Below are 26,250 nucleotides of genomic sequence, written 5' to 3'. Positions count from 1 at the left end.
CATGCTGCTTTGGCTCGCTCAGTATTTTCAGCAGGACCTCGGACCACTCCGGGTCTTCAACTTCATCACCTTCCGCGCGGTGTTCGCCACCGCGACGGCGCTGCTCATCGGCCTGTCGGCCGGTCCGGCCGTGATCCGCAAGCTGACCGCCATGAAGTACGGCCAGGCCGTACGCACCGACGGTCCGCAGACCCACCTGAAAAAACACGGCACCCCGACCATGGGCGGCGTGCTGCTGTTGATCGCCATCGGCGTCTCCACGCTGCTGTGGTGCGACCTGTCCAACCGTCTGATCTGGCCGGTGCTGATCGTCACGCTGGGCTTCGGCGCCGTCGGCTGGGTCGACGACTACCGCAAGGTGGTGCGCCAGGATCCCGAGGGCATGCGCTCGGCGGAAAAATACTTCTGGCAGTCGCTGGTCGGCATCGGCGCCGCGCTGTACCTGGCGTTCTCGGTGTCCGCGCCCAACGCCGGCAAGGTGTTCGAGCTGTTCTTCGCCTGGGTGCAGTCCGGCTTCTCGATGGACCTGCCGCCGAAGGCCGACCTGATCGTCCCGTTCTTCAAGACCATCAGCTACCCGCTGGGCGTGTGGGGCTTCATCGCGCTGACCTACTGTGTCATCGTCGGCACCAGCAACGCCGTTAACTTCACCGACGGCCTGGATGGCCTGGCGATCATGCCGACGATTATGGTCGGCTCCGCGCTTGGCCTGTTCGCCTACCTGACCGGCAGCGCCACGTATTCGAAGTACCTGTTCATCCCGCACATTCCCGGCGCGGGCGAGCTGATTATCTTCTGCGGCGCGCTGGCCGGCGCCGGCCTGGCCTTCCTGTGGTTTAACACCCATCCGGCCCAGGTGTTCATGGGCGACGTCGGCGCATTGGCGCTGGGCGGCGCGCTGGGCACCATCGCCGTCATCGTGCGCCAGGAAATCGTCCTGTTCATCATGGGCGGCATCTTCGTCGCCGAGACGGTGTCGGTGATTATCCAGGTGGGCTGGTTCAAGATCACCAAGAAGCGCTTCGGCGTCGGCCGCCGCGTGTTCCTGATGGCGCCCTTGCACCACCACTTCGAACAAAAAGGCTGGAAAGAGACCCAGGTCGTCGTGCGCTTCTGGATTATCACGATGATGCTGGTGCTGGTCGGACTCTCTACTTTGAAACTGCGCTGATGATCTACGAAGGCAAAAACGCACTGGTACTGGGACTGGGTGAATCCGGTCTGGCGATGGCGCTGTGGCTCGCCCGCAGCGGCGCGCGCGTGCGCGTGGCCGATACCCGCGAAGCGCCCGAGCGCCTGCCCGCGCTGCGCGCGGCCGTGCCGGACGCGGAGTTCGTCGCCGGCCCGTTCGGCGCATCGCTGCTCGAAGGCGTGGACTTCGTCGCCGTCAGCCCCGGCCTGGCGCCGTACCGCGAACTGAAAGAGATCGCGCCCGCCGCCACCGCCGCCGGCGTGCCGGTATGGGGCGAGATCGAACTGTTCGCGCAGGCGCTGGAAGCGCTGGAGCAGGAACGCGGCTACACGCCCAAGGTCATCGCCATCACCGGCACCAACGGCAAGACCACCGTCACCACCCTGGTCGGCCAGCTGTGCGAACGCGCTGGCAAAACCGTGCGCGTGGCCGGCAACATCAGCCCCGCCGCGCTGGACGTACTGCGCGAAGTGATCGACGCCGGCGAACTGCCCGAGGTGTGGGTGCTGGAACTGTCGTCCTTCCAGCTGCAGACCACCTTCACGCTGGAAGCCGACGCCGCCACCGTATTGAACGTGACCCAGGACCACCTGGACTGGCACGGCGACATGCCGTCCTACGCCGCCGCCAAGCACCGCATCTTCGCCGCCGACACCGTGCGCGTGTTGAACCGCGACGACGCGACCGTGATGCGTATGGCCAGCGCCACCGGCCACAACGTCACCTTCGGCATCGACGCGCCCACGCTGCGCGACGACTTTGGCCTGAACAGCGAACGCGGCGTGCTGTGGCTCGCCACCGCCGTACCGGCCGAGGAAGAGGGCGAACCGAAGAAGCGCAAGAAGAACGATCCGCCGCCGCCACCGGTCGAATGCATGGTCAAGAACCTGATGCCGGCCGACGCGCTGCAAATCCGCGGCGTGCACAACGCCGCCAACGCGCTGGCCGCGCTGGCCTTGTGCCGCGCCATCGACCTGCCACTGGCGCCGCTGCTGCACGGCCTGCGCGAGTATCGCGGCCAGCCGCACCGCGTGGAACTGGTCAGCGCCATCAACGGCGTCGAATACTACGACGACAGCAAGGGCACCAACGTCGGCGCCACCGTGGCCGCGTTGAACGGCTTGGGCAAGGCCTTCACCGGCGCCAGCCAGCGCCTGGTAGTCATCATGGGCGGCGACGGCAAAGGGCAGGACTTCGCGCCGCTGGCCGAGCCGGTGTCGCGCTACGTGCGCGCCGTGCTGCTGATCGGCCGCGACGCGCCGCAGATCCGCGCTGCGCTGGAAGCCTCGGCGGACCTGGGCTATGAAATCGAAGACTGCGGCACCGACCTGCCGCAAGCCGTCAAGCGCGCCGGCGAACTGGCGCAAGCCGGCGACGCCGTGCTGCTGTCGCCGGCCTGCGCCAGCATGGACATGTTCAAGAACTACGCGCATCGCGCCCAGGTGTTCATCGACACCGTGCGCGAGATCGCCCTCGACGCAGGACAGGAGCTCTGATGGCCTTCCAGATGCCGTTCCGCTTTGCTGACAAATCGACGCCACCGTCGATGGACAGCCGCGCGCGGCAATCGAAGATGATGGAGTACGACCAGCCGCTGGTCTGGGTCACGCTGCTATTGATGCTGCTCGGGATGGTGATGGTGTATTCGGCCTCGATCTCGCTGCCGGATTCGCCCAAGTTCGCCAACTACGTGCGCTGGCAGAACACCTACTTCCTGCAACGGCAGGCGATGTTCATCGCCGTCTCGCTGCTGGCCGGCCTGTTCGTGTTCCGCATCCGTATCTGCGACCTGCAGAAGGCCGCGCCGTACCTGTTCATTGGCACCCTGGTGCTGCTGGTGCTGGTGCTGATCCCCGGCCTGGGCGTGGTGGTCAACGGTGGCCGCCGCTGGCTGTCGCTCAAGGTGTTCAACGTGCAGCCCTCGGAACTGATGAAAGTGGTGGCCGTGCTGTACGCCGCCGACTACACCGTGCGCAAGCAGGAATACATGCACAAGCTGACCAAGGGCTTCATGCCGATGGCGGCGGCGGTCGGCTTCGTCGGCCTGTTGCTGCTGCTCGAACCCGACCTGGGCGCCTTCGGCGTGATCGTCTGCATCGCCATGGGCATCCTGTTCCTGGGCGGGATCAACGCCATCTGGTTCGGCGGCATCGGCGCGGTGCTGGTGGTGATCTTCGGCTCCATCATCGCGTTGTCGAAATTCCGCCGCGAGCGCTACTTCGCCTACCTCAATCCCTGGGAAGAGGACAACGCCTTGAACAAGGCCTACCAGCTGACCCACTCGCTGATCGCCTTCGGGCGCGGCGAGATTTTTGGCGTTGGCCTGGGCGGCAGCGTCGAGAAGCTGCACTACCTGCCGGAAGCGCACACCGACTTCCTGCTGGCGGTGATCGGCGAGGAACTCGGCCTGGCCGGCGTGCTGGTGGTGATCGCCATGTTCTACTGGTTGATCAAGCGCGCCTTCGACATCGGCCGCCAGGCCATCGCCATCGACCAGACCTTTGCCGGCCTCACGGCCAAGGGCATCGGCATCTGGATCGGCGTGCAGACGTTTATCAATATGGGCGTCAACCTTGGCCTGCTGCCGACCAAGGGCTTGACCCTGCCGCTGATGAGCTATGGCGGCACGGGCGTGGTTATTAACTGCATCGGACTCGCGATCCTGCTCCGGATCGACTACGAGAACCGGGTCCTGATGCGTGGTGGCAGATTATGAAACGACTGATGATCATGGCGGCCGGCACCGGCGGCCACATATTCCCCGGCCTGGCGATCGCGCAGACCCTGCGCGCGCGCGGCTGGGAAGTGACCTGGCTGGGTACCGCCGCCGGCATGGAACAGGACCTGGTGCCCAAGCACGGCATCGCGATGGACAGCATCGACTTCACCGGCATGCGCGGCAAGGGCCTGGCGCACACGCTGGGCGGCGCGCTCAAGATGGTCAAGGCCTTCGCCGCCTGCTTCGGCTACATCGGCAGCCGCAAGCCGGACGTGGTGCTGGGCATGGGCGGCTATGTCACCGTGCCGGGCGGCCTGATGGCGCGCCTGCGCGGCGTGCCGCTGGTGCTGGTCAACGCCGACGCCGCGCTGCTGCTGTCGAATAAAACGCTGGTGCCGTTCGCCGATCGCGTGTGCTTCGGCTTCCCGGCCAATTTCGGCAAGGCCGCCAGCAAGGCCGTCGTCACCGGCAACCCGGTGCGCAAGGAGATCCTGGACCTGCCCGCGCCGGACCTGCGTTTCTTCGGCCGCGAGGGCCCGCTGCGCATCCTGGTGGTGGGCGGCAGCTTGGGCGCCAAGGCGCTGAACGACAACCTGCCGGCCGCGCTGGCGCTGATCCCGGCCGCGCAGCGTCCGCAGGTGACGCACCAATCGGGCAAGAAGAACATCGACGCGCTGCGCGCCGCCTACGCCGAGGCGGGTGTGGAGGCGAACGTGGTCGACTTCATCGACGACATGGCGGCGGCCTACAGCCAGGCCGACTTGGTGATCTGCCGCGCCGGCGCGATCACCGTGTCGGAACTGACCGCCGCCGGCGTGGCCAGCGTGCTGGTGCCGCTGGTCGCATCGACCACCAGCCACCAGCGCGACAACGCGCAGTGGATGGCGAAGCAGAACGCGGCGATCCACATGCCGCAATCGGAAATGAGCGCGCAGAGTGTGGCGACGCTGTTGGAAACGCTGACTCGCGGCGCCTGCCAGACCATGGCGATGGCGGCGCGCGATGTGGGCAAACGCGATGCGAACGACGCTATCGCACAGGTATTGGAACAATTAGCATGAAACATAAAGTACAGAATATTCACTTCGTCGGCATCGGCGGCAGCGGCATGAGCGGCATCGCCGAAGTGCTGCTCACGCTCGGCTACACCGTGTCCGGCTCGGACCTGGGCAGCAACGCCGTCACCCAGCGCCTGGCCGACATGGGCGCCACCGTCTACCAGGGCCACGCCGCCGGCAACATCGGCGACGCCGACGCCGTCGTCACCTCGACCGCCGTCCAGCAGGACAACCCGGAAGTGGTGGCCGCGCGCAGCCGCAAGATCCCCATCGTGCCGCGCGCCGTGATGCTGGGCGAGTTGATGCGCCTGAAGCGCGGCATCGCCATCGCCGGCACGCACGGCAAGACCACCACCACCAGCCTGGTCGCGTCGGTGCTGGCGCAGGGCGGCCTCGATCCGACCTTCGTCATCGGCGGCCGCCTGACCGCCGCCGGCGCCAACGCCAAGCTGGGCACCGGCGACTACCTGGTGGCCGAAGCCGACGAATCGGATGCATCGTTCCTGAACCTGACGCCGATGATCGAAGTGATCACCAACATCGACGCCGACCACATGGAAACCTACGAGCACGATTTCGAAAAGCTCAAGCAGGCCTTCGTCAGCTTCACGCACCGCCTGCCGTTCTACGGCCGCGCCATGCTGTGCATCGACGACCAGCACGTGCGCTCCATCCTGCCGCAGGTGACCAAGCCGGTGACCACCTACGGCTTCCACGAGGACGCCGAAGTACGCGCCGTGAACGCCCGCGCGGTCGGCGTCGAGATGCACTTCACCGTGATCCAGGAAGGCTACCCGGACCTGGACGTGGTGCTGAACCAGCCCGGCCTGCACAACGTGCAGAACGCCTGCTCGGCCATCGCCATCGCACGCGAGATCGGCATCGAGGACAAGGACACCCAGGCCGGCCTGGCCGCCTTCGCGGGCGTGGGCCGCCGCTTCACCAAATACGGCGACGTCGCCATCCCCGGCGGTGGCACCTTCACGCTGGTGGACGACTTCGGCCACCACCCGCTGGAGATGGAAGTGACCACCGCCGCCGCGCGCGCCGCCTATCCCGGCCGCCGCCTGGTGCTGGCCTTCCAGCCGCACCGCTACAGCCGCACGCGCGACCTGTTCGAGGATTTCGTCAAGGTGCTGGGCACCGTGGACGTGCTGGTGCTGGCCGAGGTCTACGCCGCCGGCGAAGCGCCCATCGTGGCCGCCGACGGCCGCTCGCTGGCGCACGCATTGCGCGCGCGCGGCAAGACAGAACCGATTTTTGTGGAGGCGATCGGCGATATGCCGGAAACCATCATGGGCGTGGTGCGCGACGGCGACGTCGTCATGACCATGGGCGCAGGCTCGATCAGCGGCGTCCCTGCCAAACTGACTAACTATCCAAAGGTCTGAAAGTGAATCACCTTACTCCTGTTGACGCAAAAGCTTTCGGCAAGGTCGGCGTGCTGTATGGCGGCCGCTCCGCCGAGCGCGAAGTGTCCATCATGTCCGGCAACGGCGTGCTGGCGGCATTGCAAAGCAAGGGCATCGACGCCCACCTGTTCGACACCGGCTTGCGTACGCTGGCCGAACTGGCCGCCGAAAAATTCGACCGCGTGTTCATCGCGCTGCACGGCCGCTTCGGCGAGGACGGCAGCCTGCAGGGCGCGCTGGAACTGCTGGGCATTCCGTACACCGGCAGCGGCGTGATGGCCAGCTCGGTGGGCATGGACAAGATCACCACCAAGATCGTCTGGCTGGCCGCCGGCCTGCCGACGCCGCGCTACGCGGTGCTCAATGCAAGCTCCGACCTGGACGCGGTGTGCGCCGACCTGGGCCTGCCGCTGATCGTCAAGCCGCCGCATGAAGGTTCGACCATCGGCATCACCAAGGTCAGCGCCGCCAACGAATTCAAGGCCGCCTTCGACATCGCCGCCGCGCTGGACGACTCCGTGCTGGCCGAGGAATTCGTCACCGGCCGCGAGTTCACGGTCGCCATGCTGGGCTCCGGCGCCAACGCGCGTCCGCTGCCGGTGGTGGAGATCGTGGCCCCGCAAGGCAATTACGATTACCAGAACAAGTACTTCACCGACGACACCAAGTATTTCTGCCCGGCCGTGCTGCCGGAAGCGCTGACGCAGGAGATGCAGCGCCTGGCGGTGCTGGCCTACCGCGCCATCGGCTGCGAGGGCTGGGGACGGGTCGACTTCCTGCTGCGCGAAAGCGATCAGAAGCCCTTCCTGCTGGAGGTGAACACCTCGCCCGGCATGACCGGCCACTCGCTGGTGCCGATGGCGGCGCGCGCGGAAGGCATCAGCTATGAAGACCTGTGCGTGGAAATCCTGCGCACGGCGCGCCTGAAAATGAAGGGCTGAGTAACAGATGTGGCAAGACGCTAAAGCCTTGAATGCGACCGCCAGCGGCATTTTCGTCCTGACGCTGTTGGCATGCATCGCGGCAGGCGTGTGGTGGGTGGCGCAGCGGCCGATGTTCACGCTGCGCACGATACGGATCGAGACGATCGGGCGGGACGAGTTAAAGCATGTGAATCACCTGACGCTGCGCAGCAACGCGTTGGGCCGCATCAAGGGCAACTTCTTCACGACGAATCTGGATGCGGTGCGCCAGGCGTTTGAATCGGTGCCCTGGGTGCGCCGCGCAACGGTGCGCCGCGAGTGGCCGGACCAGCTGATCGTGGCGCTGGAGGAGCATGAGGCGCTCGGCACGTGGGGCGAGGACGGCAAGCTGCTGTCGACCAAGGGCGATGTGTTCACCGCCAACCTGGCCGAGGCGGAAGAGGATCACACGCTGCCGGAGTTCGATGGACCGGACGGCAGCGAGAAGGAAGTGCTGTCGCGTTACGACGAGCTGCGCACCTGGTTCGCGCCGCTCAAGCTGGTGCCGGAGGCGCTGTCGCTGTCGGGACGCTACGCATGGACGGTGAAGCTGAACAACGGCATGAGCGTGGCGCTGGGTCGCGAGCAGACCAGCACCACGTTGAAGGAAAGGGTGGACCGCCTGATGGGAATTTATCCGCAGCTGGTGGAGCACTTGCAGAACATCGAGACCATCGATATGCGGTACCAGAACGGGCTGGCCCTGAGCGCGGCGGGATTGAAGATTCCGGCCGAGGGAGCCAAGCCGAAAGCGGCAGTTAAAAAGAACAACGTTAAACCACAACACTAAGCAGTAACAGCAGGCGAGAGAGTAGGCTAAAAGACATGACTAAAGACGCGAAAAACCTGATCGTCGGCCTCGATATCGGCACCTCGAAAGTGGTGGCCGTGGTGGCCGAGGTGATGGGCGATGGACGCCACGAAGTGATCGGGTTGGGCCAGCACGAATCGAAAGGCCTGAAGAAGGGCGTGGTGGTGAACATCGAAGCGACCGTCGAATCGATCCAGCGCGCGCTGGAAGAGGCGGAGCTGATGGCCGACTGCAAAATCCGCAATGTCTACGCCGGCATCGCGGGCAGCCATATCCGCAGCTTCAATTCCAGCGGCATGGTCGCCATCAAGGACAAGGAAGTGACGGCCACCGACGTGGCGCGCGTGATCGAGACGGCCAAGGCGGTCAACATCCCGACAGACCAGCAGCTGCTGCACACGGTGCCGCAGGAGTTCATCGTCGACAGCCAGGAGGACGTGCGCGAGCCGATCGGCATGAGCGGCATCCGGCTGGAAGTGAAGGTCCACATCGTCACCGGCGCCGTGTCGGCGGTGCAGAACATCGTCAAGTGCGTGCGCCGCTGCGGCTTGGAAGTGTCGGACCTGATTTTGCAGCCGATGGCGTCGGCCGATGCCGTGCTCACGCCGGACGAGAAGGAACTGGGCGTGGTGCTGATCGACATCGGCGGCGGCACCACCGACGTCGCCGTGTTCTCGGACGGCGCGATCCGCCACACCGCCGTGATCCCGATCGCCGGCGACCAGATCACCAACGACATCGCGATGGCGCTGCGCACGCCGACCTCGGAAGCGGAAGAGATCAAGATCCGCTACGGCGTGGCCAAGCAGGTGCTGGCCGATCCGGGCGAGACGCTGGAAGTGCCGGGCCTGGGCGACCGTGGTCCGCGCAACCTGTCGCGCCAGGCGCTGGCCGCCGTGATCGAGCCGCGCGTTGAAGAGCTGTTCGCCATGGTGCACCAGGTGGTGCGCGAATCGGGCTACGAAGGCGTGCTGTCGTCGGGCATCGTGCTCACCGGCGGCACCGCGATCATGCCGGGCATGGTCGAGATGGCGGAAGACATATTCCTCAAGCCGGCGCGCCTTGGCACGCCGGACTACCGTGGCCAGCTGGCCGACGTGGTGCGCAGCCCGCGCTACGCGACCGTGCTTGGCCTGTTGTTGGAAGCGAAAAAGCAGTACCTGCGTGGCCACATCGTCACGCGGCAGGATGGTTCGGTGAAGGCGGTATGGCAGCGCATGAAAGAATGGTTCTTGGGTAATTTCTAAGCTTATTTTTATAAACTATTTATATTAAAACCGCAGTTTTCAATCCCCAGTTCTTCTAACGATATGAGGACTGGCGCTTGAAAACCGCATTCTGATAGGGAGTCACATCATGGAGTTTGATATGGTCGATAACGCAGCTTTGGGCACCGTCATCAAGGTCGTCGGAGTCGGCGGAGCAGGTGGCAATGCAGTTCAACACATGATCAACAAAGGTATGGTCGGCGTCGAGTTCATCGCCGCGAATACCGATGCGCAGGCGCTGTCCACCTCCAAGGCCCACAACGTCATCCAGATCGGCGAGACCGGCCTGGGCGCGGGCATGAAGCCGGACGTCGGCCGCAAGCTGGCCGAGGAATCGCGCCAGCGTATTGAAGACTCGCTGCGCGGCGCGCACATGGTGTTCATCGCCGCCGGCATGGGCGGCGGCACCGGCACCGGCGCCGCACCGATCGTGGCGGAAGTCGCCAAGTCGCTGGGCGCGCTGACCGTGGCCGTGGTGTCCAAGCCGTTCTCGCACGAAGGCCAGAAGTGCATGGACATCGCCGACGAAGGCCTGGAACAGCTGTCGGCCAACGTCGACTCGCTGATCGTGATCCTCAACGAGAAGCTCGAAGAGATCTACGAAGACGAATCGCTGATCGAATGGCTGCAGCACGCCGACGATGTGCTCAACAACGCCGTCGCCGGTATCGCCGAGATCATCAACGTGCCGGGCCACATCAACGTCGACTTCAACGACGTCAAGACCATCATGGGCGAGCAGGGCAAGGCCATGATGGGCACCGCGACCGCGTCCGGCATCGACCGCGCGCGCATCGCCGCCGAGCAGGCGGTGGCTTCGCCGCTGCTGGACGGCGTCGACCTGTCGGGCGCCCGTGGCGTGCTGGTCAACGTGACCGCGTCGCGTGGCCTGAAGGGTAAGGAGATCAAGGAAGTCATGGCCGCCGTGCGCGCCTTCGCCGCGCCGGACGCGTCGATCGCCCAGGGCATCGCCTACGACGACAACATGGGCGACGACATCCGCGTCACCGTGGTCGCCACCGGCCTGGGCAAAACCAAGAAGCACGTGCAGCTGGTTCCTCAGCAGATGCTGCGCACCGGCACCCACAACAGCCCGATGATGCCATCGGCTGCCCTGGGCGGCGCGGCTTCGTCGTCGGTGTCGATGGGCGCCACCAGCGGCATGGGCGGCGGCGCGTCGCCGGCCTTCGACGGCATGAAGGCGCCGGCCGTATGGCGTCGCGAATCGGCTTCCGAGCAGGTGCGCGCGATGGAAAAGAATGGCATGGAAACCTACGACATTCCCGCCTTCCTGCGCAAGCAGGCGGATTAAGGCATACTGCTGGCTCTAAGCCGGTGAGAGCCGCGCCTGGGCGCGGCTTTTTTACGTTCAACATTTTATAAAAGGAGTCATCCATGACCATCAAGATTGGCGACACCCTGCCGGAAGGCACCCTGTCCGAATTCATCGAAACCGAAACCGAAGGCTGCTCGCTGGGCCCGAACACGTTCAACGTACAAGACCTGGTCAAGGGCAAGAAGATCGCGATCTTCGGCCTGCCGGGCGCCTACACCCCGACCTGCTCGGCGCAGCACGTGCCGGGCTACGTCAAGCACGCCGCCGACCTGAAAGCCAAGGGCGTCGACGAAATCTGGTGCATCTCGGTCAATGACGCCTTCGTCATGGGCGCGTGGGGCCGCGACCAGAAAGCCACCGGCACCGTCCGCATGATGGCCGACGGCAACGCCGCCTACTCCAAGGCCCTGGGCCTGGACGCCGACTTCAGCAAGTTCGGCATGGGCACCCGCTCGCAGCGCTACTCGATGCTGGTCGAGAACGGCGTCGTGACGCAGCTGAACATCGAACAAGGCGGCAAGTTCGAAGTGTCGAACGCCGAAACCCTGCTGGCCCAGGCGTAAGCGCCGGACTGGCTGGATGCAGCAAAAAAAACGGCGCTGCGGCGCCGTTTTTGTATTAATCTCACAATATGACTCAAGCCCTGATCAATCCAGCTTTGATGACGTGGTCCCGCCGCAGGGCCGGGTTAACTCAAGCCGAACTGGCTGAAAGCATTCCTGTCAAAGAGGAAAAGGTGCAGGCCTGGGAGAAGGGGGAGAGCAGGCCCACATTCCGCCAAGCGCAACAATGGGCCGACCGCGCTCACATTCCTTTTGGCTTCCTGTTTTTGAAAGCTCCACCGCAAGAAAATTTACCTCTTCCCGACTTGCGAACGGTTGGGGGCGATACTCCTCGCTCGCCCAGCATCGATTTGCTCGACACGGTTCGTGATGTACTGCGCAAACAAGAGTGGTATCTCGATTATCTCGCCGGGCAGGAGCGTGCGCCGCTTCCTTTTGTCGGCAGGTTTAAGATGACCGATGCGGTCGAGCAGGTCGTTGCCGACATACGCCATGTGTTGGGGATTCAGGTACCGCTCAAAAAAGGCGCGGATGAATATATGCGCCAACTGCTAGCCGCTGCGGATGCCGCCGGCATACTCGTCATGCGCAGCGGGATTGTGGGCTCGAATACCCGTCGGAAGCTCGATGTGGGCGAGTTTCGAGGCTTTGCCATCGGCGATCAATTCGCTCCCGTCGTTTTCATCAACATAGCGGACGCTCCGGCGGCGAGGTTGTTTACATTGATCCACGAGCTCGCTCATATCTGGATAGGAAGCAGTGGAATTTCCAGTGCGTCGCCATCGGACAGTCGGGAAATAGAGACCTTCTGCAACGCCGTGGCGGGTGAGTTTCTGGTTCCGGAGCAGATATTCCGACAGCGGTGGGCAAGCGCCGTCGACTGGATGGTTCAGTTGCCGGAACTGGCCGCCAGCTTCCATGTCAGCAAGCTTGTCATAGCTCGCCGGGCATCTGATTTGGGATTCATTTCCCGCGATGCCTACGTTGCTTTTTATTTGGCTGAGTTGAAGGCATATCGCGACCAGAAGGGCGGTGGTGGAAATTTCTATCAAAGTGCAGAGGGCAAGAATAGCAAGCGGTTCAGTCGCGCCGTTTTATCGGAAGCGTTGAGTGGACGCTTGCTGCTGCGCGAGGCGGGGAAATTGCTGGGAGTCCAACCGGCCAAAGTCCGTACCTATGCTGAAAAGACGGACGAATGAGGTATCTGCTCGACGCCAATACGTTTGTGGAAGCGAAAAATCGTTATTACAACATGACGGTTTGCCCGGCGTACTGGGAATGGATACTACAGAAATACGGTTCCAATGACGTGGCAAGCATTTCAATGGTAGGCGATGAACTAAAAAAAGGCGATGATGAGCTCGCCATGTGGGTGCGAAACTACCCGGGTTTATTCGAAGCGGTTGACGATGAAAGCACGCAGGGATGTTTCGTCAAGGTGGCGGAGTTTGTCGTCTCTGAAGACTATCGAATGAAGGTGGGGGCAGTCGAAGATTTCCTTGCTGGCGCAGATCCATGGCTGATCGCCAAAGCCATGGCGACCGGCGCGACAGTTGTTACGCATGAACGTCATCATCCCGACGTGGTTAAGAAATTCCTTATTCCAAACGTACGTGACGTCTTTGGCATCGCATGGATGAATACGTTCGACTTGCTTTATAAACTGGAAGCGCGTTTTGTATTGCCGGGTGGACGATGAGAGTTCTAGCGATTTCCGGCAGCCTGCGCGCCGCCTCCCTCAACTCGATGCTGCTGCGCGTGATGGCCGACGTGGCGCCGCCGGGCATCGAGGTGCGGCTGTACCAGGACCTGGGCCAGCTGCCGTTGTTTAACCCGGACATCGCCGAGCCGCCACCCGTTGTTGCCGCGCTGCGCGACGTCTTGCTGGCCGCCGACGCGGTGGTGATCGCCAGCCCGGAATACGCGCACGGCGTGACCGGCGCGATCAAGAACGGCCTCGATTGGATGGTCGGCAACGAATCCTTCATCGACAAGCCGGTGGCCTTGCTGAACGCGTCGCCGCGCGCCACCCACGCCTACGCGTCGCTGCGCGAAACCGTCACCGTGATGTCCGCCCGCGTGGTGGAGGCCGCGTCCATCACCCTGCCGCTGCTGGGCGCCAACCTGAGCGAGGAGGCGATGCGCGCCGATCCGCAGATCTGCGGCATGCTGCGGGCGGCCCTGCTGGCCTTGAAGGCGGATCAGTAACCCAGGCAGCGCGCCAGTTCAGCGGCCAGCCGGCGCCGCTGGGCCGCGCCGAGGAAGCGGCCGACCTCGACCTGCTCGCCGCGATCCTCCAGCTGGATCGGATCGCTGTCGCGCCGTGGCGGCCGCAGGCGGGTGGTGAGCCGGTGCAGACGCCGCGCGCGGCATTGGCGGCCCCGGCGTTGCTCCACCACGATGGCGGCGGGCGAAATGTCGATGCGGTCGTAGTCGCCGCGATGGCGCGCGCAGTGGCGCAGGCAGGCCGCCAGCGCCGCCTGCTCCAGCGCGGCGTAGGCCAGCACATACCAATAGCCCTGCCACAGGAAGGCCAGCGCCACCAGCGCCGACGGCACGCACAGCGACGCGAACACCAGCACCAGTTGGCGTTCGGTCAGTGTGCAGCGGCGCTCCAACAGCCAGCTGCGCGGTTCCGATGGCACATCGCGCGGCATCGCATTCTCCCTGGACGTCCTTCAAGTATATCCCGGTTCGCGCCCGCTCCGCCGCGACGCGGCCTTAGTAGATGTCGCCGAAATCGTGCTTGGCCTTGAACAGGGTCGTGTCGATCGAGAACGAGCAGTCGGCCTGCACCGCGAAGTACTGCAGCGTCTCCTCCGGCGCCGTGGCGAACAGGCTGCGGATCGCCGTCACCCGCTCGGCCGGCGTGCGCATGCGGGCGGTCCATTCGTCGAACTTCATCTCCAGCTTCCAGTCGCTGACGCGCTCGCAACTGAAGCCCGCGCCTTCCAGCATCGTCCGCCATTCGGACGGCCGATAGTCGCGCACGTGCGAGCCGTCGCGCAGCAGTTCGACCGCCTGCAGCGTGGTGTCGTGCAGCGGACTTTCCGGCGCGGTGATGTCGATGACGATCAGCACGCCGCCCTTCTTCAACACCCGCTTCACTTCGCGCAGCGCGGCCGGCACGTCCAGCCAGTGGTGCGCCGAGAAGCGCGTGACCACCATGCAGAACGAGGCGTCGGCGAACGGCAGGCTGGCCACGTTGCCCTGCCGCGTGAGCACGTTGTCCAGGCCGCGCTCGCGGGCGGCGCCGGCCACCACCGCCAGCATCTCCGCCGACAGGTCGAACGCCGTCACCGACTTGGCCACCGGCGCCACGGCGAAGCTGGCGTGGCCGGCGCCGCAGCCCAGGTCCAGGATGGTCGGATGCGGCCCCAGCACACTGGCGATCTCGCGCAGCGCGGCCAGGTCGGCGCCTTGCGCGTGGACGGTGCTGGTCAGGTAGGCGCTGGCGGTATTGCCGAACTGCTGGGCGACGACGGCTTGCTGTTTCATGTTTTTCTCCAGGAAGGGACGAGTCAGGGCAGAATAGGCGTGTTTTTATCCTGTAACAAGACAAGTACTTATCCTGGTATAAGAACTACCATGCACACCAAACTCGGCGAATTCATCCGCACCCATCGCGAACGCACCAGGCCCGACAGCGTCGGCCTGCCCGGTGGCGGGCGCCGCCGCACGCCCGGCCTGCGGCGCGAGGAGCTGGCGCAATTGTGCGACGTCAGCCCGACCTGGCTGACCTGGCTGGAGCAGGGCAGGGAGGTGCAGGCGTCCAGCAAGATGCTGGCGCGGCTGGCGGAGGTGCTGCGGCTGTCGGCCGCCGAGCGCGCCTACCTGTTCGGCCTGGCCGACCGGCTCGATCCGCATCACGACGACGACGGCGGCGGCACGGCCGAGGCGCTGGACGCGATCGTCGCGGCCATAGTCGCGCCCGCCTACATCCTCGACCGGCAGTGGGACGCGGTGGCGTGGAATCCGCAGGCGGCGCGGCTGTTCGCAGGCTGGCTGACGCCGCAGCCGCAGTCCCGGCCCAACCTGTTGCGCTACATGTTCGCCGACGCGGCGGCGCGCGAACTGATCGTCGACTGGCCGGAGCGCGCCCGGCGGCTGGTGGCCGAGTTCCGCGCCGACATCGGCCGGCACGCCGGCGAGCAGCCGCTGGCCGGCCTGATCGCCGAACTGTCCGGGGCCAGTGCCACCTTCGCCGAGCTGTGGACCTTGCAGGACGTGGTCGGCCGCGAGGGTGGGCTGCGCCGCTTCCGCCACCCGCGGCAGGGCGACCTGCACCTCAACCAGGTGACGCTGCACTTGGCCAAGCGGCACGACCTGAAGCTGGTGATGCTGCTGTAGCGCGACAAGCGCCGCCAGATCGGATAAAGTCACCGGAACCAACAACCAAGGAGCAGGGATGCGAACGATAGCGATGTTGTGCGTGGGAGCGCTGATGATGGGCGGGCCGGGCGCCGCTGCCGCCGCCGAGCCGGCCGGACATATCACCGGCGTCGGCGGCGTGTTCTTCAAGGCCAAGGACCCGAAGGCGCTGGCGGCCTGGTATCGCGACGTGCTGGGCATGCCGCTGGAAGTGTGGGGCGGCGCCAAGCTGCGTTACGACGCGCCCCAGCATCCGCCTGCGCTGATCTGGAGCGCCTTCCCGGCCACGACCAAATACTTCGCGCCATCGACCAGCGAGTTCATGATCAACTACGCGGTCGACGACATGGACGCCTTCCTCGTGCGGCTGAAGGCGAAAGACGTCGCTATCCTGAAGCGTACCGATGACGACCCGAATGGCCGTTTCGCCTGGATACTCGATCCGGAAGGGAACAAGATCGAACTCTGGGAGCCGAAACGCGCAGCGCCTGTGGCGCCTTAACATTTCATGATGATGAAACCGCTTATCGCTTTACTACTGACGGCTTGGTCGACTTCGACGTTGGCCTGCCAGGCACCCACACCGGATAGCCTGCGCGCGGCCTGGGGCGCCGTGCGCGCGGCGGCGCTGCTGGACGAGCCGGGCGCCTCGGCGCGGCTGTATCGATTTCCCTTGCAGATGCTGTCCGCCTTTAAGGGCGACCGGCCGCTGCGCGTGAGCAGGGCAGCCTTCAACGAGCACTACGCCGAGCTGTTCGGCCCGAACATGGAGTTCCGCCAGAACTTGAAGAACGCCAGTGGCGGTGAATACTTCGGCAGGATCGATTTCGACGACAAGGCTTGCCGCCTCAAGTGGCCGGTGCGCGTCTACGACTACAACTTCACCTACGACCAGAAGGCCGGCTGGCTGGTGCAGTCGATCTACATGCCGGAAGCCTACGGGCTCTTCAAGGACGGCACCACCGCCGGCATACGCTGAGCCGCTTTGCTATAATCGCCCCGACCGCGCCCAGCCCGGTCCTGGCTCCGGACGTCGCCATGATGACGTTCCCAGTGGTCCGCACGGACCTGACGCAAGGAGCTTCTTCTGTCCACCGCCACCCGCTCTGAAAACCTGCGCAGCATCTACGCGATGCTGGCCGCGGTCGCCATGTTCTCGTTTATGGACACCACCATGAAGGTGCTGTCCTCCCACTATCCCGCCACGCAAGTGACCGCCATGCGCGCGCTCAGCTCGCTGCCTCTGCTGTGCGGCTACATGCTGTATCGCGGCGCCTTCCGTGGCATCTTGCGCGTGCGCTGGGGCATGCACATCTTCCGCAGCCTGCTCGGCATCGCCATGCTGACCTCGTTCGCCTACGGCCTCAAGGCGCTGTCGCTGGCCGAGGCGTATTCGATCTTCTTCATCGCGCCGTCGCTGATCACGGCGCTGTCGGTGTTCGTGCTCAAGGAAAAGGTCGGCACCGGCCAGTGGGTCGCCATCGTGGTGGGCCTGCTCGGCGTGCTGGTGGTGCTGCGCCCCGAGGGCACGGGCTTCCTGACCCTGGGCGGGCTGGCGCTGCTCGGCTCGGCCGCCTGCTACGCGATGGCCGCCATCGCCAGCCGCGTGCTGGCCCGCACCGACAGCAACGAGTCCATGATGTTCTGGTACCTGCTGATGATGGCGGCCGGCGGCCTGGCGATGTCGGTCAGCCACTGGGTGCCGGTGCGCGCCGAGGACGGCTGGGTGCTGCTGGCGCTGGCGCTGAGCGGCTTCCTCGGCCAACTGGCGATCACGCGCGCGTTCAGCTCCGGCAAGGCGTCGGTGGTGGCGCCGTTCGAATACTCGGCCCTGGCCTGGGGCGTGGCGATCGACTGGCTGCTGTGGCACACGCTGCCCGACGGCTACACGCTGCTCGGCGCCGGTATCATCATCGCCAGCGGCATCTACCTGGTGCGGCGCGAATCGGTCCACGCCGAGGCCGAACATCCTTGACGTCTGGAAAGTCCTCCGACAGCGCGGCGGACCCAACTTCGCTATAATCGCCGGATGTTAAAACAACGCACCATCAAAGAACTGGTCCGCACCACAGGTGTCGGACTGCACTCCGGCACCAAGGTCGAGCTGACCCTGCGCCCGGCCGCGCCCGACACCGGCATCGTGTTCCGCCGTGTCGACCTGAACCCGGTGGTGGAGTTCCCCGCCAGCGCGATGGCGGTGGGCGACACGCGCATGGCCTCGGTGCTGGTCAAGGACGGCGCCCGCGTGTCGACCGTCGAGCACCTGATGTCGGCCTGCGCCGGCCTCGGGCTGGACAACCTGTACATCGAGGTCAGCGCCGAGGAAATCCCCATCATGGACGGTTCGGCCTCGTCGTTCGTGTATTTATTGCAACAGGCCGGCGTGCTGGAGCAGCCGGCCGCGAAGAAGTTCATCCGCGTGCTCAAGCCGGTGGAAATCCGCGAAGGCACGGGCGACAAGGAGAAATGGGCCCGCCTGAGCCCGCACAACGGCTTCAAGCTGGACTTCTTCATCGAGTTCAACCATCCGGCCGTGGACGGCACCCAGCAGCGCGCCCGCGTGGATTTCGGCGACGTCTCCTACGTGCACGACGTGGCCCGCGCCCGCACCTTCGGCTTCATGCAGGACGTGGAGATGTTGCGCGGCATAGGCCTGGCGCGCGGCGGTTCGCTGGAGAACGCCATCGTGATGGACGAGTACCGCATCCTCAACTCGGACGGCCTGCGCTACGACGACGAGTTCGTGCGCCACAAGATCCTGGACGCCATCGGCGACCTGTACCTGGTCGGCCATCCGCTGCTGGCCAGCTACGAGGCGCACAAGTCCGGCCACGCGTTGAACAACCAGCTGCTGCTGGAGCTGCTCAAGCATCCGGATGCCTATGAAATCGTCTCGTTCGAGACCAATGACGTCGCGCCACCGTCGTATCTGCGCCAGATGGCGCGCGAGTGGGCGCTAACTTAAGCTAGGTGGTGCGCCGCTTGGCCACCATCGCCTTCAAGGCCGCGATCAGCGTGGCATTTTGCGGCGTATCCTCCAGCGTGTGACCGAGCTCGTCGAAGGCCGTCACGGCCGCCTCGGTCAGCGACAGCGAGCGCATCTGCTCCTTGATCTCGGCCGGCTTGGTCATCTGCACCTTCAGTTTCACGCCATCCACCTTCCAGCCGCGCCGCGCCAGCGTCTCCTGCAGCTTGGGCAGTTGCTGCTTCAATTTGGCCGCCAGCGAGGCGTTGGGCAGCGACAAGGTCAATTGTCCCGCCTCGAAGGCGATGATCTCGCAGTACTTGAACATGGACGGCAGCGCCGCCGCGCAGTCTTTTTGCAGCGCGGCCATGCGCTCGATGGCCGGCAGCAGGGCCGCCATCTTGTCATCGCGGCGCAGGAAATCGGTGGCCCCGACCGGGGCGCGGCGCTTGATCGAAATGTTGGAGGAGTTGAATCGCATGCGCAGCAACATATCACAGCGGCAAAAAAACGTCACCACCGGTTAAAATAGCTTAATTTTGTGACATTGTTCACGCTTGGGCTATTGTTAAACAGGTCAATAACCCAATGTAGGCGCGGACGCATGATAAAATCACCGTCTTTTGCCATAGTCGAACTCCGTGCGGTAAGGCGTTTTTCACCTACAGAGCTTTTTTTAACGGCGTTTTTTCAAGAATTCAAGCATGTCATTACTGACCCAGATTTTCGGTAGCCGCAACCAGCGGCTGCTCAAGCAATACCAAAAAACGGTACGCGAGATCAATGCGCTCGAGCCGGCGATGGAAAAACTGTCCGACGCCGAGCTGCAAGCGAAGACGCCTGCATTCAAGGAACGCATCGCCAATGGCGAATCGCTGGACGCGATCCTGCCCGAGGCGTTTGCCGTCTGCCGCGAAGCGAGCAAGCGCGTCTTCAAGATGCGCCACTTCGACGTGCAGCTGATCGGCGGCATGGTTCTGCACTACGGCAAGATCGCCGAAATGGGCACCGGCGAGGGCAAGACCCTGACCGCAACCCTGCCGGCCTATCTGAACGCGCTGTCGGGCAAGGGCGTGCACATCGTCACCGTCAACGATTACCTGGCGCAGCGCGACGCGGAAACCATGGCCAAGCTGTACGGCTGGCTGGGCCTGTCGACCGGCATCAACCTGTCGCAGATGGAACACGCCACCAAGCAGGCGGCCTACGCGTCCGACATCACCTACGGCACCAACAACGAGTTCGGTTTCGACTACCTGCGCGACAACATGGTGTTCGAAGCCCGCGACCGCGTGCAGCGCGTGCTGAACTTCGGCATCGTCGATGAAGTCGACTCGATCCTGATCGACGAAGCCCGCACCCCGCTGATCATCTCCGGCCAGGCCGAGAACCACACCGACCTGTACTACAAGATCAACGAAGTGCCGCGCCTGCTGACCCAGCAGATCGGCGAGGAAACCCCGGACGGCAAGGGCAAGGTCGAGGTTCCCGGCGATTACACCAAGGACGAAAAAGCCCACCAGGTGCTGCTGACCGAAGCCGGCCACGAAAAGGCCGAGGCGATCCTGACCAAGATGGGTCTGCTGCCGGAAGGCGCCTCGCTGTACGACTCGGCCAACATCACGCTGGTGCACCACCTGTACGCGGCGCTGCGCGCGCACGCGTTGTACTTCAAGGATCAGCACTACGTGGTGCAGAACAATGAAGTGGTGATCGTCGACGAATTCACCGGCCGCCTGATGACCGGCCGCCGCTGGTCCGACGGCCTGCACCAGGCGGTCGAAGCGAAAGAGGGCGTGAAGATCCAGAACGAGAACCAGACCCTGGCCTCGATCACCTTCCAGAACTACTTCCGCATGTATTCGAAGCTGGCCGGCATGACCGGTACCGCCGATACCGAAGCCTACGAATTCCAGGAAATCTACGGCCTTGAAACCGTGGTGATCCCACCCAACCGTCCTTCGCAGCGCAAGGACCGCCAGGACCAGGTCTACAAATCGTCGGCCGAGAAGTACAACGCCATGATGCTGGAAATCCGCGAATGCTACGACCGCGGCCAACCGGTGCTGGTGGGTACCACCTCGATCGAAAATTCGGAACTGCTGTCGGGCATCCTGACCAAGGGCGGCCTGCCGCACAACGTCCTGAACGCGAAACAGCACGCCCGTGAAGCGGAAATCATCGCCCAGGCGGGCAGCCCGAAAGCGATCACCATCGCCACCAACATGGCCGGCCGTGGTACCGACATCGTCCTGGGCGGCAACGTCGAGAAGCAGATCCAGTTCGTCGAAGCCAACCCCGACCTGAGCGACGCCGACAAGGCCGCGCAATCGAAGGCGCTGCGCGACGGCTGGCAGGCCTTGCACGAGCAGGTGGTAGCCGCCGGCGGCCTGCATATCGTCGGCACCGAGCGTCATGAATCGCGCCGCGTGGACAACCAGCTGCGCGGCCGCGCCGCACGCCAGGGCGACCCTGGCATGTCGCGCTTCTTCCTGTCGCTGGACGACCAGCTGCTGCGCATCTTCGCGGGCGACCGCGTGCGCGCCATCATGGACCGCCTGAAGATGCCGGAAGGCGAACCGATCGAAGCGGGCATCGTCTCGCGCTCGATCGAGTCGGCGCAGCGCAAGGTCGAGGCACGCAACTTCGACATCCGCAAGCAGCTGCTGGAATACGACGACGTCGCCAACGACCAGCGTAAAGTGATCTATCAGCAGCGTAACGAGCTGCTGGAAGCGACCGACATCTCGGAGCTGATCGAGTCCCTGCGCCACGGCGCCTTCACCGACCTGGTGCGCGAATACGTGCCGGCGGAATCGGTGGAAGAGCAGTGGAACATCAAGGGCCTGGAAGCGGCGCTGGCGTCGGAATGGCAGATCGACCTGCCGCTGCGCGCCATGCTGGAAAAAGAACAGAACCTGAACGACGACGACATCCTGGAACGCGTGCTGGCCGCAGCCGATGCACTGTACCAGTCGAAGATCGACATCGTCGGCAAGGAATCGTTCGGCGGCTTCGAACGCAACGTGATGCTGCAAAGCGTGGACAGCCACTGGCGCGAACACCTGGCGGCGCTGGATCACCTGCGCCAGGGTATCCACCTGCGCGGCTATGCGCAGAAGAACCCGAAGCAGGAATACAAGCGCGAAGCGTTCGAGCTGTTCGGCCAGATGCTGGACATGATCAAGAACGAAGTGGTCAAGCTGATCATGACGGTCCGCATCCAGTCGCGCGAAGAGATCGACGCGGCCGAAGCGGCGATGCAGCAGTCGCACGTTGAGAACGTGAGCTACCAGCACGCCGACTTCAATCCGAACGCGGCACCGGAAGAACTGCTGGCGCCAGCGGCGTTCGGCGGCCTGCCACCGGAGCTGAAAGGCCTGAGCGGCGAGCAGTTGATGGAGATGGGCCTGAAGGTCGGACGCAACGACCCATGCCCGTGCGGCAGCGGCAAGAAGTACAAGGCTTGCCACGGCAAGCTGGCCTAAGCAAAAAAAAACCGGAGCCAGTCTCCGGTTTTTTTATGTCACACGGTCGCGGTCAGCGGGCACCACGCGGAAGCCGCCTAGCGCGCAGCCTCGCGCTGCGGCGCGGAGTACGGCAGCAGCATGCGTACCGCCGTGCCGACGCCCGGCGCCGAATCGATGGTGATGCGCCCGCCCAGCACCCCGGTCACGATGTTGTAGACGATGTTCATCCCCAGCCCCGTCCCGCCCTGGCCCATCTTGGTGGTGAAGAAGGGATCGAACACCCGCCGCAGCACGTCTTCCGGCATGCCGGCGCCGTCGTCGCTGAACATCAGCTCCACGATGTCGTCGTCCACCGCTTCCGCGCGCACGGTGATGGTGCCGCCCTTGCGCTGTTCGAACGCGTGCGTGAGCGCGTTGTTGACCAGGTTGTTCAGCACCTGGTACAAGGCGCCGGGATAGGAGTCGAAGGTCAGTCCCTCCGGTATCTGCATCACCACCTCGCACTCGGCGCGGCGCAGGCGCGGCATGTAGGTGGCCATGGTGTCGTGCACCGCCGACAGCAGGTCGAAGCGGCGGCGCTGGTCGTTGGTCTGGTCGACGGCGATCTGCTTGAACGACGAGATCAGTTCCGCCGCCTTGTGCAGCGAACCGGAAATGAGCTCGCTGGCCAGCCGCACCTCCTCCAGATGTGCTGTCAGCTCCGAACGCCGCAGCGCGCCGGCCGCCACGTGGCGGTCGAACTCCGTCACGCGGTCGCGCAGCGCGGTCGATGCCAGCAGGCTGTTGCCGATCGGCGTATTGAGTTCGTGCGCGATGCCCGCCACCAGCGATCCGAGCGACGCCATCTTCTCTGCCGCCAGCAGGTCGTGCTGCGTGTGCTGCAAGGTCTCCAGCGCCGCGCTCAGGTCCGCGTTGGCGCGTTCCAGCGCCGCCGAGCGGTCGCGCACGCGCGTCTCCAGCGAGACGTTGAGGTCTTTCAGTTCGCGCTTGGCATTGAGTTCCTCGGTCAGGTCCAGCAGCGCCCAGATGATGGAGTCGTTGCCGTCCAGCGTCAGCGAGGACGACCAGATCGCCACGCTGCCCACGCTGCCATCGGGCAGCAGCACGCCGGCGATGGCGCCATGCACCGCGCCGTCGGTCTTGTAGATGTTCCAGATGCGGTCGCGCTCCAGCGTGCTGGCCCAGAACGGCACCTCGTCGCTGCGCTTGCCGATCAACTTGGCCGCGCCGGCGCCGAAGGTGTGCGTGACCGCGCGGTTGGCGGCGACGATGCGGCCGTCGCGGTCCGACACGGTGAGCGGCAGCGGCGCCATGTCGAACAGCGTCTTGAAGCGCGCCTCCGATTCCGACAGCCGTTGCTGCGATTGCTCCAGCTGTGCGATGCGTTCGCGCAGCGCCGCGCTCATCGCGTTGAGCGCGCGCGTGAAGACGGCGATTTCATCGTGCCCCTCGACCGGCAGCGCCTTGCTGTAGTCGCCCAGCGCCATCTGCTTCGACTGGCCGGTGAGCGCGTTCAGGCGGCGCCCGATGCCATGGGTGAAGGCGTAGAACAGCAGCAGGCCGGTGGCGAATCCGGCCAGCGAGATCACGCCGCCCTGCAGCAGCACCTCGTCGCGCGCCTGCTTCAGGTCCTTGGTGGTGAGGCCGAAATTGATGGAGCCCACGCGGCCGTCGCGCAGCAGCAGCGGCGAGCGCGCGTGCAGCATGGCGCCGTCGAGCAAAGTATGCACGCCTTTGAAGCTGGTGCCTTCGCCTTGCCGCAGGATCGCCGGCAGCGGCATCTTGCGCTTGCCCACTTCGAGGATGGTGCGTTCCTGTTCGTCGAGGATGACCAGGTAGCGCAGGAAGCTGTCGTCGGGATCGGCCAGCATCTCGGCCAGGTAGTTGGTCAGTTCGGGCAGGCGGCCGCGCGTGGCGTAGGGGCTGAGGGAGAGGTTGAGCGTGACCGCATATTCCTGGGCGACGCGTTCGGCGTTGGTGCTGACGGCGTGGTTCATCAGGCGCAGGCTGTTCCAGATCAGCAGGCCAACCACCAGCGCCTGGATGACGGCGCTCAGCAGCAGAAATTTCGCGCGCAGCGATAGACTCAAAACGTACACTCCTTGTGGCGGTGCCAGGAGCGCACGCGCCTGCCGTCGCGCGGACGGCAGGGGGCCAGGGCTACCTGGAGGTTAAGGCAGGGTCAGGATCACTTTGACGGTGTCGTCCACTGCCGACTTGTCAATATAACCGATCGCCTTGGGATCGGCAGCAACTGCTTTCTTCACCTCGGCGTTGTTCGGATACTCCTTCGGCGGCGTGGCCTTGCCGGTGAAGACCAGCTTGGACCACAGGGCCTTGACCTGGGCAGGGTCCTTGTCCGCCACCTTCTGGTAAAAGTCGGCGCGGATGTGCGAGCCTTCGGCCTGGTCGACCGGCGTGAACAGGTTGGATTTACCGAGGAAGAACTGCGATGCCTGTTCCGAGAACATGCGGGTCGCCGGATTCTTCTGGCTGACGATGACGACGGTTTCCGCCGAGGCGCCGGCCGCGGCCAGCGACGACAACAGCGCGGCGATGATCATTTTTTTCATGTGTGGGACTCCGGATTAGAAGACGAAATCGAGCGCCGCGGCGACAACGGTGACGTTGCCGCTGAAGCCAGGCTTGACGAAGATCAGGGAACCGGCCTTGGTCTTGGGCTTGACGCGGTCGGCCTGCACCTTCAGCGCCACCGATTTGGCGAAGTCCCAGCGCACGCCGATCAGGTCGGACGATTGTTCCGGCGACGGCAGCAGGCCGTACACGGCCGCGCCCAGCGGATTGTTCTTCGGCAGGGAGGCGGGCGGGGTCACCGAGCTGCCGGCGTCGCGGTAGGAGGCGTGCGCGTAGTAAGGCAGCACCTTGCCGACGCGGTAGCCGACCATGGTGTACCAGGCGTTGGTGTCGGGGATGTAGACCGCTTCCTTGGCGCGGCGCTGTGCGTATTCGGTCTGGACGACGATGTTGTGCCAGTCCATGGTGGCGCCGATCGAGGTGAAGGCGATCTTTTTGCCGTCGGTCAGGCCGATGTCATTGGCCAGCTGCTTGAAGCCGAATTGCGACAACTGGGCGGTCAGGCCGTTGATCGGGGCCAGGTCGTTGATCTTCAGGTCGGCGCGGGCGTGGCCGAGGCGCACCAGGAACGGGCCGTATTCGCCGGTGAAGCTGATGCCGGCGGCCGGCGCGCGGTAGGTGGCCACCGAGCCGGAACCGGTCGGCACGAACAGCTTGCCGCGGCTGACGCCGACGAAGGCCTGGGTGGTGAAGTTGAAGTCGCCGAAGGCGCGCTGGAAGTTGATGTCCGCGCCGTCCACGTTCTCGATCGGCGCCTGGCCGTACATTTCAATCGGCGGACGCATCATGGTGTTGGCGTAGCCGACGTTCTGGTAGTCCGAGATCAGGAAGGTCGGCAGCACGACGCGGCCGACGCGCACGCTCACCTCGTCGTTGACGCGGGCTTTCAGGAAGGCCCAGGTCAGGTCGGTGGTGAAGGTCGGGCTGGTGTTCTTGCGGGTCAGGATCTGCGCGGTGCCGGACAGCCAGTCGTTGATCTTGTAGGTCGCTTGCAGGCCCAGGTTGGTGTCGAGGCCGATCTTGGCCTTGTCGGCCACGCCTTCGGCCTGGTTGTAGCGGGCAAATTGCGCCTGGTCGGTATTGCTCTTGGCGACGCCGAGCGTGCCGAAGCCGCTGATGCTCAGGTTCTCGTCGCCCAGGGTGGCTGCCTGCGCCTGCATGGCGGCGGTGGCGGCGAAAATGGCTGCTACTAAAAGTTTCTTTTTCATGTGGTCGGTATCCTTTGATTTGTTGTCAGCTGTTTACTGCGTTCGGCGATCATGTCGCCTTGTTTGTCTCGAGACATGCGGGGATGGGGCATTCGGGCTAGACATTAAACTAATTTCCGTACGGCATGAAACGGTTTTTTTAAAATTAGAACGGACGTACTAAAATGTTGTAGTTTTTCAGATCAAGATAACGTTTTCATCAATAAATTCATGGGGTTGTACGATATCTCTCTAGTGCTTTTTGAGCAAATTTGAGGATAAATTATGCTTTGCAGAAGCTCGTTGGAATGGTGACCGTTAGTCACAATGATGCGATGCGC

At 64.3% G+C, this 26,250-nt stretch carries 25 protein-coding genes; 19 read left to right on the top strand and 6 right to left on the bottom strand.

Translation table 11 applies throughout. The features are described 5' to 3' along the window. The first annotated feature begins 1 nt into the window (after window position 1). The 13 genes from mraY (at window position 2) to HUX88_RS06215 (ending at window position 13,529) form a co-directional block, all read left to right on the top strand. A complete protein-coding gene (mraY, locus tag HUX88_RS06275) occupies window positions 2-1,171 on the top strand; it encodes a phospho-N-acetylmuramoyl-pentapeptide-transferase (RefSeq protein ID WP_070267200.1) in 1,170 nt (389 codons plus the stop codon). Beyond that, window positions 1,171-2,688 (top strand): UDP-N-acetylmuramoyl-L-alanine--D-glutamate ligase, encoded by a 1,518-nt coding sequence (gene murD, locus HUX88_RS06270; RefSeq protein WP_176361189.1) that lies wholly within the window; start codon window positions 1,171-1,173, stop codon window positions 2,686-2,688. Before mraY ends, murD begins: the two co-directional genes overlap by 1 nt. Beyond that, a complete protein-coding gene (ftsW, locus tag HUX88_RS06265) occupies window positions 2,688-3,908 on the top strand; it encodes a putative lipid II flippase FtsW (RefSeq protein WP_117013032.1) in 1,221 nt (406 codons plus the stop codon). Before murD ends, ftsW begins: the two co-directional genes overlap by 1 nt. Next, complete coding sequence (gene murG, locus HUX88_RS06260; RefSeq protein WP_229213122.1) at window positions 3,905-4,972, top strand: undecaprenyldiphospho-muramoylpentapeptide beta-N-acetylglucosaminyltransferase; 1,068 nt, start codon at window positions 3,905-3,907, stop codon at window positions 4,970-4,972. The genes ftsW and murG overlap by 4 nt, the downstream gene beginning before the upstream one ends. Continuing rightward, window positions 4,969-6,360 carry a UDP-N-acetylmuramate--L-alanine ligase gene (murC, locus tag HUX88_RS06255; protein WP_117013034.1) on the top strand — a complete coding sequence of 464 codons (1,392 nt, stop codon included), beginning with the start codon at window positions 4,969-4,971 and terminating at the stop codon, window positions 6,358-6,360. The genes murG and murC overlap by 4 nt, the downstream gene beginning before the upstream one ends. Before the next feature lie 2 nt (window positions 6,361-6,362). Next, complete coding sequence (locus HUX88_RS06250; protein WP_161082606.1) at window positions 6,363-7,322, top strand: D-alanine--D-alanine ligase; 960 nt, start codon at window positions 6,363-6,365, stop codon at window positions 7,320-7,322. A 7-nt stretch (window positions 7,323-7,329) separates the two neighbouring features. Next, complete coding sequence (locus tag HUX88_RS06245) at window positions 7,330-8,133, top strand: cell division protein FtsQ/DivIB (protein ID WP_176361188.1); 804 nt, start codon at window positions 7,330-7,332, stop codon at window positions 8,131-8,133. 35 nt (window positions 8,134-8,168) lie between these two features. Next, window positions 8,169-9,401, top strand: a complete 1,233-nt coding sequence (gene ftsA / locus HUX88_RS06240) for a cell division protein FtsA (protein ID WP_008445439.1) — start codon at window positions 8,169-8,171, stop codon at window positions 9,399-9,401. 109 nt (window positions 9,402-9,510) lie between these two features. Further along, entirely contained in the window at window positions 9,511-10,734 is a 1,224-nt protein-coding gene (ftsZ, locus tag HUX88_RS06235) for a cell division protein FtsZ (RefSeq protein ID WP_117013037.1), read from the top strand. Window positions 10,735-10,817: 83 nt separating this feature from the next. Then, window positions 10,818-11,321, top strand: a complete 504-nt coding sequence (locus HUX88_RS06230; RefSeq protein WP_117013038.1) for a peroxiredoxin — start codon at window positions 10,818-10,820, stop codon at window positions 11,319-11,321. Window positions 11,322-11,389: 68 nt separating this feature from the next. Continuing rightward, on the top strand, window positions 11,390-12,520 hold the full coding sequence (locus tag HUX88_RS06225) for an XRE family transcriptional regulator (protein WP_117013039.1): 1,131 nt from the start codon (window positions 11,390-11,392) through the stop codon (window positions 12,518-12,520). Further along, entirely contained in the window at window positions 12,517-13,020 is a 504-nt protein-coding gene (locus tag HUX88_RS06220; RefSeq protein ID WP_176361187.1) for a DUF4411 family protein, read from the top strand. The genes HUX88_RS06225 and HUX88_RS06220 overlap by 4 nt, the downstream gene beginning before the upstream one ends. Continuing rightward, a complete protein-coding gene (locus HUX88_RS06215; RefSeq protein ID WP_176361186.1) occupies window positions 13,017-13,529 on the top strand; it encodes an NADPH-dependent FMN reductase in 513 nt (170 codons plus the stop codon). The genes HUX88_RS06220 and HUX88_RS06215 overlap by 4 nt, the downstream gene beginning before the upstream one ends. Here the strand turns inward: HUX88_RS06215 and HUX88_RS06210 are convergent. Next, window positions 13,523-13,978 (bottom strand): DUF2244 domain-containing protein, encoded by a 456-nt coding sequence (locus HUX88_RS06210; RefSeq protein WP_176361185.1) that lies wholly within the window; start codon window positions 13,976-13,978, stop codon window positions 13,523-13,525. The genes HUX88_RS06215 and HUX88_RS06210 overlap by 7 nt on opposite strands. Window positions 13,979-14,042: 64 nt before the next feature. Continuing rightward, entirely contained in the window at window positions 14,043-14,819 is a 777-nt protein-coding gene (locus HUX88_RS06205) for a class I SAM-dependent methyltransferase (protein WP_176361184.1), read from the bottom strand. A 90-nt stretch (window positions 14,820-14,909) separates the two neighbouring features. Here HUX88_RS06205 and HUX88_RS06200 point away from each other — a divergent pair, with 90 nt between their 5' ends. The 5 genes from HUX88_RS06200 to lpxC all read left to right on the top strand — a co-directional run bounded on the left by HUX88_RS06200 (window position 14,910) and on the right by lpxC (window position 18,657). After that, complete coding sequence (locus tag HUX88_RS06200; protein WP_176361183.1) at window positions 14,910-15,671, top strand: helix-turn-helix transcriptional regulator; 762 nt, start codon at window positions 14,910-14,912, stop codon at window positions 15,669-15,671. A 58-nt stretch (window positions 15,672-15,729) separates the two neighbouring features. Continuing rightward, window positions 15,730-16,194 carry a VOC family protein gene (locus HUX88_RS06195; protein WP_229219223.1) on the top strand — a complete coding sequence of 155 codons (465 nt, stop codon included), beginning with the start codon at window positions 15,730-15,732 and terminating at the stop codon, window positions 16,192-16,194. Between the two features lie 12 nt (window positions 16,195-16,206). After that, window positions 16,207-16,671, top strand: coding sequence for a hypothetical protein (locus HUX88_RS06190; protein WP_217916242.1), 465 nt, complete (start codon window positions 16,207-16,209; stop codon window positions 16,669-16,671). 153 nt (window positions 16,672-16,824) lie between these two features. Continuing rightward, window positions 16,825-17,667: a DMT family transporter gene (locus HUX88_RS06185; RefSeq protein ID WP_176361182.1), complete on the top strand. Its 843-nt coding sequence runs from the start codon at window positions 16,825-16,827 to the stop codon at window positions 17,665-17,667. A gap of 54 nt (window positions 17,668-17,721) precedes the next feature. Then, a complete protein-coding gene (gene lpxC / locus HUX88_RS06180; protein ID WP_117013047.1) occupies window positions 17,722-18,657 on the top strand; it encodes a UDP-3-O-acyl-N-acetylglucosamine deacetylase in 936 nt (311 codons plus the stop codon). A 1-nt stretch (window position 18,658) separates the two neighbouring features. On the opposite strand, the gene HUX88_RS06175 is transcribed toward lpxC, so the two are convergent. Continuing rightward, complete coding sequence (locus tag HUX88_RS06175) at window positions 18,659-19,138, bottom strand: hypothetical protein (protein WP_229213124.1); 480 nt, start codon at window positions 19,136-19,138, stop codon at window positions 18,659-18,661. A 223-nt stretch (window positions 19,139-19,361) separates the two neighbouring features. Between HUX88_RS06175 and secA the strand changes: the two genes are divergently transcribed. Further along, window positions 19,362-22,145 carry a preprotein translocase subunit SecA gene (gene secA, locus HUX88_RS06170; RefSeq protein WP_176361181.1) on the top strand — a complete coding sequence of 928 codons (2,784 nt, stop codon included), beginning with the start codon at window positions 19,362-19,364 and terminating at the stop codon, window positions 22,143-22,145. 77 nt (window positions 22,146-22,222) lie between these two features. Here secA and HUX88_RS06165 read toward each other — a convergent pair whose 3' ends face one another. The 3 genes from HUX88_RS06165 to HUX88_RS06155 all read right to left on the bottom strand — a co-directional run bounded on the left by HUX88_RS06165 (window position 22,223) and on the right by HUX88_RS06155 (window position 25,930). Further along, complete coding sequence (locus HUX88_RS06165; RefSeq protein ID WP_229213125.1) at window positions 22,223-24,226, bottom strand: ATP-binding protein; 2,004 nt, start codon at window positions 24,224-24,226, stop codon at window positions 22,223-22,225. 72 nt (window positions 24,227-24,298) lie between these two features. Continuing rightward, the gene (locus HUX88_RS06160; RefSeq protein WP_117013051.1) at window positions 24,299-24,700 is read right to left on the bottom strand and encodes a hypothetical protein; all 402 of its coding nucleotides are present in this window, start codon (window positions 24,698-24,700) and stop codon (window positions 24,299-24,301) included. A 15-nt stretch (window positions 24,701-24,715) separates the two neighbouring features. Further along, window positions 24,716-25,930: a porin gene (locus tag HUX88_RS06155; RefSeq protein WP_117013052.1), complete on the bottom strand. Its 1,215-nt coding sequence runs from the start codon at window positions 25,928-25,930 to the stop codon at window positions 24,716-24,718. Window positions 25,931-26,250 lie beyond the last annotated feature (320 nt).

It is taken from the genome of Duganella sp. BJB1802 (genome assembly GCF_013369445.1).
In the GTDB taxonomy this organism is placed as follows: Bacteria; Pseudomonadota; Gammaproteobacteria; order Burkholderiales; family Burkholderiaceae_D; genus Rugamonas; species Rugamonas vulcania_A.
This window is presented reverse-complemented; position numbering and strand designations above follow the sequence as displayed.

Excerpts from the sequence above, each read along its gene's own strand:
- mraY (WP_070267200.1), top strand. The coding sequence starts at position 2 with ATGCTGCTTTGGCTCGCTCAGTATTTTCAGCAGGACCTCGGACCACTC.
- murD (WP_176361189.1), top strand. The coding sequence starts at position 1,171 with ATGATCTACGAAGGCAAAAACGCACTGGTACTGGGACTGGGTGAATCC.
- ftsW (WP_117013032.1), top strand. The coding sequence starts at position 2,688 with ATGGCCTTCCAGATGCCGTTCCGCTTTGCTGACAAATCGACGCCACCG.
- murG (WP_229213122.1), top strand. The coding sequence starts at position 3,905 with ATGAAACGACTGATGATCATGGCGGCCGGCACCGGCGGCCACATATTC.
- murC (WP_117013034.1), top strand. The coding sequence starts at position 4,969 with ATGAAACATAAAGTACAGAATATTCACTTCGTCGGCATCGGCGGCAGC.
- HUX88_RS06245 (WP_176361188.1), top strand. The coding sequence starts at position 7,330 with ATGTGGCAAGACGCTAAAGCCTTGAATGCGACCGCCAGCGGCATTTTC.
- ftsA (WP_008445439.1), top strand. The coding sequence starts at position 8,169 with ATGACTAAAGACGCGAAAAACCTGATCGTCGGCCTCGATATCGGCACC.
- ftsZ (WP_117013037.1), top strand. The coding sequence starts at position 9,511 with ATGGAGTTTGATATGGTCGATAACGCAGCTTTGGGCACCGTCATCAAG.
- HUX88_RS06230 (WP_117013038.1), top strand. The coding sequence starts at position 10,818 with ATGACCATCAAGATTGGCGACACCCTGCCGGAAGGCACCCTGTCCGAA.
- HUX88_RS06225 (WP_117013039.1), top strand. The coding sequence starts at position 11,390 with ATGACTCAAGCCCTGATCAATCCAGCTTTGATGACGTGGTCCCGCCGC.
- HUX88_RS06220 (WP_176361187.1), top strand. The coding sequence starts at position 12,517 with ATGAGGTATCTGCTCGACGCCAATACGTTTGTGGAAGCGAAAAATCGT.
- HUX88_RS06215 (WP_176361186.1), top strand. The coding sequence starts at position 13,017 with ATGAGAGTTCTAGCGATTTCCGGCAGCCTGCGCGCCGCCTCCCTCAAC.
- HUX88_RS06210 (WP_176361185.1), bottom strand. The coding sequence starts at position 13,978 with ATGCCGCGCGATGTGCCATCGGAACCGCGCAGCTGGCTGTTGGAGCGC.
- HUX88_RS06205 (WP_176361184.1), bottom strand. The coding sequence starts at position 14,819 with ATGAAACAGCAAGCCGTCGTCGCCCAGCAGTTCGGCAATACCGCCAGC.
- HUX88_RS06200 (WP_176361183.1), top strand. The coding sequence starts at position 14,910 with ATGCACACCAAACTCGGCGAATTCATCCGCACCCATCGCGAACGCACC.
- HUX88_RS06195 (WP_229219223.1), top strand. The coding sequence starts at position 15,730 with ATGCGAACGATAGCGATGTTGTGCGTGGGAGCGCTGATGATGGGCGGG.
- HUX88_RS06190 (WP_217916242.1), top strand. The coding sequence starts at position 16,207 with ATGAAACCGCTTATCGCTTTACTACTGACGGCTTGGTCGACTTCGACG.
- HUX88_RS06185 (WP_176361182.1), top strand. The coding sequence starts at position 16,825 with ATGCTGGCCGCGGTCGCCATGTTCTCGTTTATGGACACCACCATGAAG.
- lpxC (WP_117013047.1), top strand. The coding sequence starts at position 17,722 with ATGTTAAAACAACGCACCATCAAAGAACTGGTCCGCACCACAGGTGTC.
- HUX88_RS06175 (WP_229213124.1), bottom strand. The coding sequence starts at position 19,138 with ATGCGATTCAACTCCTCCAACATTTCGATCAAGCGCCGCGCCCCGGTC.
- secA (WP_176361181.1), top strand. The coding sequence starts at position 19,362 with ATGTCATTACTGACCCAGATTTTCGGTAGCCGCAACCAGCGGCTGCTC.
- HUX88_RS06160 (WP_117013051.1), bottom strand. The coding sequence starts at position 24,700 with ATGAAAAAAATGATCATCGCCGCGCTGTTGTCGTCGCTGGCCGCGGCC.
- HUX88_RS06155 (WP_117013052.1), bottom strand. The coding sequence starts at position 25,930 with ATGAAAAAGAAACTTTTAGTAGCAGCCATTTTCGCCGCCACCGCCGCC.